Here is a 12,421-nt window from a genome sequence, read left to right on the forward strand (position 1 = left end):
CACGGGCGTTTGTCGCTTGCCGAGTGTCTTGGCACATCGGCTAGACTGCTCCTGTCGCGACTGGCGCACGCGGGTAACCGCGAGGAAGCGACATGATGGCCGTGCCTCGCGGCGTGGCCATCGATCACGGTCGTTCGCCTGGGCCACGGTCGCCGATGAGTTCACCTCGGCGCCGCGCGCGCCGAACGACGCGAAGGAACTGCGATGACTGAAGCCGCGACTCCCACTGCCACTCAGGCAATCATGAACGCCCCGCTCTCCGAGATCGACCCCGAGATCGCCGCAGTGCTCGACCGTGAACTCGGTCGCCAGCGCGACTACCTCGAGATGATCGCCTCGGAGAACTTTGTTCCCCGCTCGGTGCTCCAATCTCAGGGCTCCGTGCTGACGAACAAGTACGCCGAGGGCTACCCGGGCAAGCGCTACTACGGCGGTTGCGAGGAGGTCGACGTGGCCGAGGCCCTCGCGATCGAGCGCGCCAAGTCCCTGTTCGGCGCCGCCTACGCGAACGTGCAGCCGCACTCGGGCGCCACTGCCAACGCGGCCGTGCTGCACGCGCTCATCAACAAGGGCCAGAAGATCATGGGCCTCTCGCTCGCCCACGGCGGCCACCTCACGCACGGCATGAAGCTCAACTTCTCCGGCAAGCTCTACGAGGTCGCCGCTTACGGCCTGGACGAGCAGAGCCACCGCATCGAGATGGAGCAGGTGCGCGAGCAGGCACTCGCCGAGCGCCCCGACGTGATCATCGCTGGCTGGTCTGCCTACCCGCGTCACCTCGACTTCGCGGCCTTCCGTGCGATCGCGGACGAGATCGGCGCCAAGCTGTGGACGGACATGGCCCACTTTGCGGGGCTCGTTGCCGCGGGCCTGCACCCGAGCCCGGTTCCCTATTCCGACGTCGTGTCAACCACGGTCCACAAGACGCTCGGCGGCCCCCGCTCCGGCCTCATCGTTTCGCGCGACGAGGAACTCGCCAAGAAGCTCAACTCTGCGGTGTTCCCCGGCCAGCAGGGCGGCCCGCTCATGCACGTGATCGCCGCCAAGGCGACCGCGCTGAAGATCGCCGCCGGCCCGGAATTCAAGGAGCGCCAGGAGCGCGTCCTCGAGGGGGCAAGGCTCCTTGCGGAACGACTGACCGCACCCGACGCGATTGCTGCGGGCATCAACGTCGTCACCGGTGGTACCGACGTCCACCTGGTGCTCGTCGACCTGCGCAACAGCCCGATCGACGGCCAGCAGGCTCAGGACCTTCTTCACGAGGTCGGCATCACCGTGAACCGCAACGCGGTTCCGTTCGACCCCCGCCCCCCGATGGTCACGTCTGGTGTTCGCATCGGCACCCCGGCGCTCGCGACGCGAGGCTTCGGATCGGTCGAGTTCACCGAGGTGGCCGACGTGATCGCGACCGCGCTCAAGGGTGGCGCTGACATCGACGCGCTCAGGGCTCGCGTCAAGCGACTCACGGACGAATTCCCGCTCTACCCCGGATTGGCCCAGTAATGGCACAGATACTCGACGGCAAGGCCACCGCTGCCACCATCAAGGCCGAACTGGCCGAGAGGGTCGCCGCGCTCGCGACGCGCGGCATCGTCCCTGGTTTGGGCACGTTGCTCGTCGGTGAAGACCCTGGATCCACGTGGTACGTGAACGGCAAGCATGCCGACTGCGCCGAGGTGGGGATCGCCTCGCTTCGCGAGGACCTGCCCGCCACGGCAACCCAGGCCGAGGTCGAGGCCGCGGTCGACAGGCTCAACGCGAACCCCGACTGCACCGGGTTCATCGTCCAACTGCCGCTCCCCAATGGCATCGACACGAACAAGGTTTTGGAGCGCATCGACCCCGACAAGGATGCCGATGGGCTGCACCCCACCAACCTCGGTCGCCTCGTGGCGCGCGTGGGTGAGGACATCGAAAGCCCCCTGCCGTGCACGCCCAAGGGGATCATTGAGCTGGTCGAGCGCCACGGAGTGAACCTCGGACGCCGGGATGTCGTGGTGATCGGCCGGGGCGCCACCGTCGGCCGCACGATCGGCCTAATGCTCACCCGCAAGGCCGTCAACGCGACCGTGACCCTGTGCCACACCGGCACCGCCGATCTGGCGACGCACACGCGCAACGCCGACGTCATCGTCGCGGCGGCCGGTGTGCCGGACATTGTCACGGCCGACATGGTCAAGCACGGCGTCATCCTGATCGACGTGGGCGTGTCCCGCGCGACGGACCCGGTCACGGGGAAGACCAAGGTGGTCGGGGACATCGCCATCGAGGCGCGTGAGAAGGCCTCGTGGTACTCGCCCAACCCGGGAGGAGTGGGCCCGATGACGCGCGCGATGCTGCTCGCAAACGTGGTGGAGTCGGCCGAGCGCCAAGCGGGCCGATAGCGCGTCGGGCGGCCTCGGTAGGCTGTCCGCATGCGCATCGTCACCATCAACGTCAACGGGGTGCGTGCCGCCCTTCGCAAGGGCTTCCAGGAGTGGCTCGACGGCTCCGGCGCCGATGTCGTGTGTCTCCAAGAGGTACGCGCGCCCGATGACGTGGTGCGGGAGGCCTTCGCCTCCGGGTGGCACGTCGTCCATCAGGAGTGCGAGGTCAAGGGCCGGGCGGGCGTTGCCATCCTGTCGCGGGCTGAGCCGTCGGATGTTCTCGTGGGCGCCGACGCTCTCGGTGAAGCCGCCAGTGCCGCCCAGCACACCGGTCGCTGGGTGGAGGCCACGATCGCCTCGCCTGCTGGCCCCGTGCGTGTCGTGTCGGTGTATGTCCACTCCGGCGAAGCGGGCACGCCCAAGATGGATTCCAAGTACGAGTTCCTGGATCTGATGACCGCGCGGCTGGCCGCGCTCCAGGGGGCGTTCGACAGGGTGGTGGTCATGGGGGACATCAACATCGCTCACACGCACCACGACATCAAGAACTGGAAGGGCAATCTCAAGTCGGCGGGCTTCTTGCCCGAAGAGCGCGCCTACCTTGACAGGTGGGTGGAGTCGAGTTGGGTTGATGTTCACAGGGCGATCGAGGGGCTTCATGACGGTCCGTACACGTGGTGGTCCATGCGGGGCAAGGCCTTCGACACGGACACCGGCTGGCGGCTCGACTATCAGTTCGCGACGAGCGCACTGGCCGATGCGGCGAGGTCAGCTGTCGTGGGACGGGCGGCGTCGTGGGATGCACGTTGGTCCGACCACGCGCCGCTGACGATCGAGTACGACCTGAGTGTGAGCTAGGCGGTTCGCAGAGAACGGCGCGCCTCAGGCCGCGTTGCGCCTAGAAGAAGGCAAAGCGCGGGCGTGCGAGTCCTTCCTTCTGAAACGCCTCGTCGATCACCGTTGCGGCGCCAGCGGACTGCGAGCGACGCATTAACGCGATGGCAGAGCCTCCGTCGCCCGCGCCGACGAGCCGCGCGCCGATCGCTCCCAGACGGAAGGCCGTGTCGATGGCGAGGTTGAGTTCACTGCAACTGACTTCGAGGTCCACCTCGAGCGACGCGTGGGATCGGTACATCGCCTTGCCAACCGAGACGAAGCGCTCGTGCGCGGGAGCGGTGCCGGTGAGCTCGTCGCGCACCTGCTCGACACGTTCGTTCTCCATGAAGAAGTGCCGCGCCCGCTTGCGGAGGATGGGGTCGGCGATGGAGTTGACGCGCGCAAGACCGTTTGGTCCCGTTGGGAGCTCTCGCAGTGCTGACACTCCCAGGGCCTTGGCCGCGGCGGCGGCGTCGGCCATCCGTTGCCGCACCATCGCGACTTGCCGCGTGGAGCGTACTCCCGTATCGATAATGAGGAGCCCGAGCCCGTAATCGGCGAGAGTCAGGGGGCACAGTTGCGCGATCGGAGGTCGCGCGCTGAAGTCCAAATAGATCGCCTCGCCTGGCGCGCATCGCAGGATCGTGTGTTGCGCCACGCCGGCAGTTGCGCCGCCCACCAGGTCGTTTTCCGCATCCATGCAGACCTCGGCGAGTTCGGTGGCGTCGACATCGGTGGGCAGGGCCAAGCCCCACACGGCGTTGGCGGCCAGCGCGGTCGCCGCGGTCAGCGAAGTCGATGAGCTGAGGCCCGCCGAAATCGGCACGCACGACGTGATGGCGATGTCCATGCCGCTGCCCGCATAGCCGCGTTCCTGGAGAGACCAGAGCACTCCCGCCGGGTAGGACATCCATTCGTCTTCGTCGCGTAGGTCTTCCAGCGATTCGAGGTTGCCCTCCCACACGGGGTGCGCATCGTTCGCGTCGCGGAAAAGGTCGGTGGTGATTCTGATGATCGAGTCATCGCGCTTGGTCGCCGCGATATACGTGCGGTGGGGGATGACGGTCGACAGGCACACGCCGTTGCTGATGTCGGTGTACTCGCCCACCAGGTTGATGCGGCCCGGCGCGGACCACGTGCCCTTGGCCTCGACTCCGAACGCGGCGAGGAGGTTCTCCTCTGCTCGCCGGTTGCCTTCCTCGCGCGACCAAGCCGTCATCCACCGCGTCTCGGCCTTATCAGGCAAATCAGTCACGTTGACCATCATGCCAAATGCCTGACCGGTTGCATTCACTTTCCGCATGCCATGATGGGTGAAGGAACTGTAGTCAACTCAAGGAGTCTTCTCATGGCCGCTCGTACGCCACGCTCGTCTGCAACGCCCGAGCCTGTGCAGCCCCCAGAAGTTGAGGCGCCCGCGGCAGCGGCGGCTGCCCCTGTGGTCCCCGCTTCCCCGTCCCCGTCCGTTCTTGAACGCCTGCGGCGCAACCGGATGGGGGCGATGCTAGGCGGACTCGTCGTCGCCATCGCGGTGGCCCTCTTGCTGTCCGTGCTCGTGCCCAACTCGAACCTTCTGCTCGCGCTCACACTGCTCGGCCTTGCCGAGGCGTTCGCCGTCGGCTTCACCGTGCGTTACCTTTCGGGTTGCCGCGGACTGAGGCACCAGGTGACGGCCTTCGTCCTGGCCGCGATCGGGGTTCATGTGCTGGCCACCACGGGACTGGTGAATCAGAAGTTCGGCGACTTGAGCGGAATCCTGTCCAGCGTTCTCAGCGGCGCGAAAGGCATCGGGGGCGGTCTCGGGTGGGACGACGCGGTGATGTCTGCCCTCGCGACGCCTGCCGTCTCAACTGGAGCGATCTTGTGCGGCCTCGTGGCCGCCATCATCGCCGGCTGGGGCGTGCGTGAAAGCGGCTACGTTCACAAGTAGCCCGTGTCGGGGTCGCGTCGCCCGGCGGCGCGACCCGTTGGAACGTCGTGCGCGGTGTCTAGTGCGCGGTGTCTAGTGTCCGGTGCCGCTTACCGGTGTGACCGCCAGTTTTCTGCCTGCCAGGCCCCTGCTTCTTGAGGTGAGCGAGCGTGCAATGGCGACCATCGCCTGTGCCGCAGCGGTCTCGGGGGCGCCGATGACGACTGGCATACCGTTGTCGCCACCCTCGCGCGTGGTGATTTCGAGAGGGATCTGACCCAGAAGAGGAACGGGAGTGCCGAGGGTCGCGGTGAGGCGATCGGCGACGTGCTGGCCGCCACCCTCGCCGAAGAGGTGAAGCCGCGAACCGTCTGCCTGTTCGAGCCATGCCATATTCTCGATCACGCCGGCGACGGACTGTGAAGTCTGCGTGGCAATCGAACCGGCGCGTTCGGCGACTCCCGCCGCCGCGGTCTGCGGCGTGGTCACGACCACGAGTTCTGCGTGGGGGAGCAGTTGAGCCACGGAGATTGCCATGTCCCCTGTGCCTGGAGGCAGGTCGAGTAGGAGCACGTCGAGGTCACCCCAGAAGACGTCGGCAAGGAATTGCTCGAGCGCGCGGTGAAGCATCGGGCCCCGCCACACGACGGGCTGGCCCTCCGGCACAAACATGCCGATGCTCACAGTCTTGACGTCGTGAGAGATCGGGGGCAGGAGCATGTCGTCGAGGCGCGTGGGCTGGCCCTTCACGCCGAGCATGCTCGGAATGGAGAAACCGAAGATGTCGGCGTCGAGGACTCCCACCTTGAGGCCGTCGGCCGCCATCGCCGCCGCGAGGTTCGCCGTGACGGTGGACTTGCCGACGCCGCCCTTGCCAGAGGCGATGGCGTAGATCTTGGTGAGGTTCCCGGGTTGAGTGAAGGGGATGACTGCCTCGGGCGCCCCTCCGCGCAACTTGGAGCGCAAGGCGAGACGCTGCTCGTCCGTCATCACTCCGAGTTCGATGCGGACGTCGGTGACGCCTTCGACGGACCGAACCGCCGCATCCACGTCGCTCGTGAGTCGTTCACGCATCGGGCACGCGGCGATCGTGAGGTCGATGCCGATCGTGGCGACCCCATCGTCGTCGATCTCGACGGAGCGCACCATCCCCACTTCCGTAATCGGTCTACGGATCTCGGGGTCGATCACCAGGGCCAGCGCGCTTCTCAACATGTCTTCGGTGGGCATGCCCACCATCGTACGGGTGCTTGCGCTGGACCTCCGCGCCGGTGCGCGGGCGCACAGACGCATGGTCCGACGCTTGGACGACACAGACTGCAGAAGCGCTCGCTACTCGCCGCTGACCTCGTCCTCGCGTTCGCGGTCCATGTCCTTGAGTTCCTCGAGAAGCGACCGAAGCTCACTGCGCACGAAGTCCCTGGTTGCGGTCTCGCCAAGAGCCTGGCGCAGCGCGGCGACCTCGCGGGCAAGGTATGCCGTATCCGCGAGAGACCGCTCGGCGCGCTGTCGGTCCTGTTCGGCGGAGACGCGGTCCCTGTCGTCCTGGCGGTTCTGTGCGAGCAGGATCAGGGGCGCCGCGTAGGAGGCCTGGAGCGACAAGATGAGGGTGAGCGCGGTGAAGTACAACTTGGGCGAGTCAAAGCGGAGGTGGTTCTCCGCCGTAAAGGGAATCGAGTTCCACACCAGCCACACGACGACGAATCCCGTGAGGTAAACCAGAAAACGAGGCGTTCCCAGGAACCTGGCGATTCCCTCCGAGACCCTGCCGAAGCGGTCGGACTCTTGACTCGAGCGTCGGGGCTTGAAGAGTTTGCGTTCGCCCTTGGGGCGGTCCAGGCGCTCAGCCATCGGACCCCTCCGTTGCCGTCGTGACCGCCTTCATCGCCGTCGTCATTCGAGAGGCGCGCGGTTCATGTTCGCGCCAGTCGCGCGGGAGCAGATGGTCGAGCACGTCGTCGATCGAGATCGCGCCGAGCAAGTGATTGTCCTCATCCACGACGGGCAGGGCCAGGATGTCGTACGCCGCCATGCGGCGGGCGACCTCGGCGAGTGAGTCGGCAGGCTCGAGCGAGGCGATCGCGGGATCAACAAAGTTGCCGACGCTGTCGTGCGGAGCCTCGCGAAGCAGCCTCTGCAGGTGGACGAGGCCGATGAAGCGGCCCGTGGGGGTTTCGAGCGGAGGGCGCACCACAAAGACCATCGACGCAAGGGCAGGGGCGATGGCCTCGACGCGCACGAGCGCGAGGCACGTCGCGACCGAGGTCTCGGGGCCGACGATCACGGGCTCGGTGGTCATGAGTCCACCCGCGGTGTCGTCCTCGTAGCCGAGGAGCTGGCGCACCTGTCGGGCGTCTTCTGGTTCCATGAGCTCGAGGAGTTCCGCGGCCTCGGTAGCGGGCAGGTCGCCCAAGAGGTCGGCGGCGTCGTCGGGATCCATGGCCTCGAGAACGTCCGCTGCGCGGTCCCTGCGCAGGGTGCTCAGCAGCGCGACTTGGTCCTCTTCGGGAAGTTCTTCGAGTACGTCGGCGAGGCGCTCGTTGTCGAGGGCTCCCGCGATTTCGGCCGATCGGGCGGGGCTCATCTCCATGAGTGCGGCCGCGAGGTCGGCGGGCTTGTAGTCGGCAAACGACTCGATGACGAGCGCGGCGCCCTGCATCTTGTCGCGGGTCGCGAGGCCCGTGACCTCGTCGAGGTCGACCACGGACGAGGCGCCCTTGCGCGAGAGGCCGAGCACCCCGCGCCTGCGCTCCCCGCTGCGGACGTACAACTTGGTGACCTGCCAGACGCGACCGCGCCCTTGTTCGATGGCGATGTCCTCGATGTAGGCGAGGGTTCGACCCGCCTTGAGGGTGACCGACCGCTCGAAGAGTTCGCCAATCGCAAGCGTTTCGGACGCGCGCGCCTGGAAGCGCCGCAGGTTCACCACACCCGTGCAGATGACTTGGCCGGGGTTGATCGACGTCACCCTGGTGAGCGGCATGAACACGCGTCGCCGACCGGGAACCTCGACGACGAGACCCACTGCGGTGGGCGCCCCGGATCTGCGCAGGAGGAGGACGACGTCGCGCACCCTACCCACGGCGTCACCAAGTGGGTCGAAAACGGTGGTGCCTGCTAGGCGCGCCACAAAGATTCGCTCGACTCCCGTACTCATAGGGCCAGCGTACTGTCGCCGCGCGGTGCTTTCGGGAGGCTACGCGCGGTGCTTTTGGAAGGTCACACGTGGTGCTGGGCAACCCCGAGGGCCTGCAAACCGAGCCAGCCGGCCGCGACATCGGTCTTGTCGCGCGACAACGCGAGCATCGTCGCGTAATCGATCGCCTCGGCGCGGGCCCTGGCGAAGGTCGGCATGTCGAGCCCGCCGAGGCCCTCAACGAACGCGTCCCAGTGGCTCGGTGGGAGGAGGACCAGGCATTGGCCGATGTCGGCCGCAGGGTCGCCCGCGCCGGCGTCTCCCCAGTCGATGATGCCCGCGAGAACTCCGTGGTAGGTGAGGATGTGCTGTCCCTTGAGGTCGAGGTGAGCCCACGTTGCCGCTGGTCGAGGGACGGACGCCCCGCGACCGAGGACGCGACGTGCGGCGTTCACGTTGAGCCGCCATGCGGTGCCGTCGGTGCGCCGGGCGAGTGTCGCGAGCCGATCCTCGAAGCGTGCCGCGCGCACCGCGAGCGGTTTCGACTTCCTGGGGTGCCGAGGAGCCTGAACCGGCGCGTCGGTGTGCAGTGCGGCGAGGGCGCGGCCGAGTTGGGTCGCGCCTGCGGGCGACAGGGGCGCCTTGGTTGCCGGCTCTCCTGGGACCCACGGGACGACGCTCCAGCGCCACGGAAACGCGGTGTTTGGCGATCCGACGCGCACCGGCACGGGCGCCCTGAATGGCCAAGAGGCGCCGATGCGAGGGAGCCAGTCGACCTCGGTCACGTGCCGATCGGCCGCGACTTGCCTGCGAGGCAACCTGACGGCCCACGCGTCGCCCAGGCGCCACACGATCGCATCCTTGCCCTCGAAGCGCTCGCCGAGCGCAAAACCGGCCGCCTCGGGCACCTGGTTGGTGATGAGAGATGTGACCAGAGCTGCGTCGACGCGCACCTCGGCCTCGGGTTGCGCCGTCGCAAGGGTCATGTCCTTACCCTAGAAGTGGGGGCACCCAGTGCATATAGCGCCTTGGCACAACGACACGCCGAGGCCGTTGTCGCTGACCTCCTCCACAAATCGGGAGTAATAAGACGAGCCCTCCCAAGGGTGACGCTTCGAGGTGGGCCACAGACGCCGTGACCTACCCCGTGCTGCGCTGAGGCCGGGCGAGAACGGCTTTCCAGGATTCGACGATCGCCACCGCGGAGGCGTCGATGTCGTCGCTCGTGGTCGCCGCGTCGGAGATGGACAGTCGCAAGATTCGTTGGCCCTTCCATGTGCTGGCCCCCGCCCACAGCGTGCCTTCGGCCTGAATGGCGACGATGACTGCGTCGGTCACTTTATCGTCGCCTGGCTCGCCTGGAGCCTCTCCAAACGCCACAGGAACCTGGTTGAGAACGGGCCGTGCGAGCACCTCGACGCCCGCGGCCCGGAGGAGGTCGGCAAATTGTGAGGCACGGTCGCACGAGTCGTCGATGAGTTGCGCGATTCCTGTGCGACCGCGCGCGGTGAGCAGCGCCCAGGTCTCGACGCCGCGCGCACGTTGAGACATGTGCGGGCCGAGGTGAAGCAGAGGTCGCTCGTCGGCGGTGGCGAGGTAGGGGGCGGTGATGGCCATGGCCCGGTAAAGGTCCTCACGTTCGCGCACGATGACCACTCCCAAGTCGTAGGGCGCGTTGAGCCACTTGTGCGCATCGGTCGCCCACGAGTCGGCGAGTTCGACGCCCTTGACGAGGTGTTTGCGCGTGGGTGACGCCGCCGCCCACAGGCCGAACGCGCCGTCGACGTGGACCCAGCCGCCGCGCTCGCGGACGCCAGGGATGATCCGCGCGAACGGGTCGGAAGAGCCGGATGTGACGTTGCCCGCCTGGAGGAGCACGAGAGTGAGTGCGTCGGTATCGGTGGGGAAGGCATCGGCGTCGATCGCCCCCGTTGCGTCGACGGGCACCCGCTCGATTATGCCGGGACCAAGACCCGCCATCCGCAGCGACTTGAGAACCGATGCGTGGACCTCGGCCCCAGCGATGACGCGGATGGCGGGCGCTCCCGTGAGGCCGTGCTCCTCGACGCTCCATCCGGCGCGCGCCAACAGGGCGTCCCGAGCCGCGACGATCGCGGTGAAGTTTGCCAGGGTGGCGCCCGTGGTGAAGGTGGCGACGGCGTCGGACGGGAGGCCGAGCAGGTCGACGATCCATCCCGCCGCCACCTCGTCAAGCACCGCGCCGACGGGCGACTGACCTGGCATCGCCACGTTCTGGTCCCATGCGCCCGCGAGGATCGCGGCGGCGGCCGCAGCAGGCTCCACGCCGCCGTTGACGTAGCCGAAGTAGCGGCCGACTCCCTGGTTGACGGTGGCGGGGGAGCCGAACACGTCGAGTTCTGCCAGCACGTCCCTCGCCGGGATCGGCTCGCTTTGCAAGGGGCGCCGGAAGATGTCGAGGGCGGCCACGGCATCGGCCGAGGGCGCGATCGGGCGGTAGGGGGCCGCCGCGAGGTAGCCGCCAGCGCGTCGGGCCGCCTCGGTCGTGAGGCCGATGCGCTCGCGGAGGCGGTTGAGCGCGGCGGGGTGGGTGCGAGCCTGGACGAGTGCGTGGGCGAGTGGAGAGGTCATGACGACGATGGTCTCGGTAACTGGACCCCGAACACCAGGGCCGGTCTGCGGATCACTGGCACTAGGCAAGGGGCGCCAGTTTGCGGCATGCTGGCTCGCATGCGGACCACAGCCGAACAGCTCACGGACGTCCTTGACCACTGGCAGACGGGCACGGGGCCGCTCTACGTCCAGTTGGCAAACGCGATCGTCTCCCTTGCCGAGTCGGGTTCGCTCGACCACGGCACCCGCATGCCTTCCGAGCGTGCGCTCGCCGATCACCTCCACCTTTCGCGCAACACGGTGACGGCCGCGTACCAGCGCCTGCGCGATGCGGGGTGGCTCGAGGTGCGCCCCGGCGCGGCGCCGACGCTCGGCGTGAGCTCTCGCGGGGTGCTGGGCCTCAGCCCACAAGAGCGGTTCGCGCAGATTCTTACCGGACAGGTGCAGCCGCTTGTCGCGTTCAACACGGCCTCGCCGCCGCCCGCACCCATCGTCAAGACCGCGCTCGAGGACATGGCGTCCTTCCTTGGGGGCTCGCCGGTGCAGGGCAACGGCTACGCCGCGCTCGGCGATAGGGACCTGGTGCTGGCGGTGACCGAGCACTTGCGCGCGCGCGGAGTGGATGCCAAGCCGGAGGAGGTCGTCATCACGGCTGGCTCTCAGCAGGCCATCTGGCTCGCCGTGACGATGCTCGCGAGCGCGCAGAGGCCGGTGGCGCTGGAGTCCGTGACCTACCCTGGGGTGTTCGACGCCGTTCATGCGGCGGGCTCGCGGCCGCTCGCGCTCCCAATGGGCCCCGCGGGGCTGGACGCGGCGGCGTCGATCAAGCTCTTGCGCGCCGCACGGCCGGACGTCGCTTACGTGACGACGTTCCACAACCCCACCGGCACCGCGCTTGCCGACGACGACGCCCGCATCCTGCTGGAGGCCGCCGCCGCGCTTGGAACCACCGTGATTGACGACAGGACCATCGGCGAACTGTCTCTTGACGGGGTGGACCGGACGCCATTTGCCGCGTTCGGCACGGGCGCTTCCGTGATCACCATCGGCGGGATGTCCAAGCTGTTTTGGGGCGGGTTGCGCGTGGGATGGCTGCACACCAATGCCACGCTCGCCGAGCAGTTGCGGCACCGCCGCGCGGCGATGGACCTCGGCTCGCCGTTGCTGTTTCAGCGGGTGGCGGCGCGGCTGCTCACCGAGCACTTCGACGAGACCAAGGGTGGCGCCTCGCGGCGCTACGTGAGTCACTCGATGCCGTGGACGACGCCGTCGCGGAGCACGGCCTCGATTGGGAATACTCGCGGCCGCTCGGCGGGCCCGCGTTGTGGGTGCGGCTTCCCGATGGCGGGGCGGCAAGGTTTGCCGCGCGGGCCGCGGAGGCGGGGGCGCCGGTCGCGGCGGGTGCGGCCTTCGAGGTGTTGCCCGGTGCCGGAGCCGACCACTTCCGGCTGCCGTTCTACCTGCCGCCCGAGGAGATGCGGCTAGGCATCAAGGTGCTTGCGGAGCGGGCGGCCTAGGCGGGCAGCGCTCCGAACCCGGCCA

The 12,421-nt window shown here is 67.9% G+C and carries 11 protein-coding genes and 1 riboswitch; of the genes, 5 read left to right on the top strand and 6 right to left on the bottom strand.

The features are described 5' to 3' along the window. Positions 1–46 precede the first annotated feature (46 nt). Positions 47–151, top strand: a riboswitch (ZMP/ZTP riboswitch). 53 nt (positions 152–204) lie between these two features. From glyA to BKA03_RS04190, 3 genes are read left to right on the top strand one after another with little or no spacing between them, the layout of a single operon-like run. Further along, complete coding sequence (glyA, locus tag BKA03_RS04180) at positions 205–1,503, top strand: serine hydroxymethyltransferase (RefSeq protein ID WP_062074509.1); 1,299 nt, start codon at positions 205–207, stop codon at positions 1,501–1,503. Then, positions 1,503–2,384 carry a bifunctional methylenetetrahydrofolate dehydrogenase/methenyltetrahydrofolate cyclohydrolase gene (locus BKA03_RS04185; protein ID WP_062074508.1) on the top strand — a complete coding sequence of 294 codons (882 nt, stop codon included), beginning with the start codon at positions 1,503–1,505 and terminating at the stop codon, positions 2,382–2,384. Before glyA ends, BKA03_RS04185 begins: the two co-directional genes overlap by 1 nt. A gap of 30 nt (positions 2,385–2,414) precedes the next feature. Further along, entirely contained in the window at positions 2,415–3,224 is an 810-nt protein-coding gene (locus tag BKA03_RS04190; protein WP_062074507.1) for an exodeoxyribonuclease III, read from the top strand. A 40-nt stretch (positions 3,225–3,264) separates the two neighbouring features. On the opposite strand, the gene BKA03_RS04195 is transcribed toward BKA03_RS04190, so the two are convergent. Then, a complete protein-coding gene (locus tag BKA03_RS04195) occupies positions 3,265–4,545 on the bottom strand; it encodes a galactokinase (RefSeq protein WP_083971316.1) in 1,281 nt (426 codons plus the stop codon). 45 nt (positions 4,546–4,590) lie between these two features. On the opposite strand from BKA03_RS04195, the gene BKA03_RS04200 reads away from it, so the two are divergent. Continuing rightward, the gene (locus BKA03_RS04200; RefSeq protein WP_152649495.1) at positions 4,591–5,172 is read left to right on the top strand and encodes a hypothetical protein; all 582 of its coding nucleotides are present in this window, start codon (positions 4,591–4,593) and stop codon (positions 5,170–5,172) included. A gap of 72 nt (positions 5,173–5,244) precedes the next feature. Here BKA03_RS04200 and BKA03_RS04205 read toward each other — a convergent pair whose 3' ends face one another. From BKA03_RS04205 to BKA03_RS04225, 5 genes are all read right to left on the bottom strand, one after another. Then, positions 5,245–6,381, bottom strand: a complete 1,137-nt coding sequence (locus BKA03_RS04205) for a P-loop NTPase (RefSeq protein WP_083971314.1) — start codon at positions 6,379–6,381, stop codon at positions 5,245–5,247. 102 nt (positions 6,382–6,483) lie between these two features. Then, positions 6,484–7,002 carry a DUF1003 domain-containing protein gene (locus tag BKA03_RS04210; RefSeq protein WP_062074503.1) on the bottom strand — a complete coding sequence of 173 codons (519 nt, stop codon included), beginning with the start codon at positions 7,000–7,002 and terminating at the stop codon, positions 6,484–6,486. Beyond that, entirely contained in the window at positions 6,995–8,308 is a 1,314-nt protein-coding gene (locus BKA03_RS04215; protein ID WP_062074502.1) for a magnesium transporter MgtE N-terminal domain-containing protein, read from the bottom strand. The genes BKA03_RS04210 and BKA03_RS04215 overlap by 8 nt, the downstream gene beginning before the upstream one ends. 62 nt (positions 8,309–8,370) lie before the next feature. Beyond that, positions 8,371–9,273, bottom strand: coding sequence for a phosphotransferase (locus BKA03_RS04220; protein WP_062074501.1), 903 nt, complete (start codon positions 9,271–9,273; stop codon positions 8,371–8,373). Between the two features lie 154 nt (positions 9,274–9,427). After that, positions 9,428–10,897 (bottom strand): pyridoxal phosphate-dependent decarboxylase family protein, encoded by a 1,470-nt coding sequence (locus BKA03_RS04225; RefSeq protein ID WP_062074500.1) that lies wholly within the window; start codon positions 10,895–10,897, stop codon positions 9,428–9,430. 99 nt (positions 10,898–10,996) lie between these two features. On the opposite strand from BKA03_RS04225, the gene BKA03_RS04230 reads away from it, so the two are divergent. After that, positions 10,997–12,364, top strand: coding sequence for an aminotransferase-like domain-containing protein (locus BKA03_RS04230; protein WP_179397695.1), 1,368 nt, complete (start codon positions 10,997–10,999; stop codon positions 12,362–12,364). Positions 12,365–12,421: the final 57 nt, after the last annotated feature.

Source organism: Demequina lutea, assembly GCF_013409005.1.
In the GTDB taxonomy this organism is placed as follows: Bacteria; Actinomycetota; Actinomycetes; order Actinomycetales; family Demequinaceae; genus Demequina; species Demequina lutea.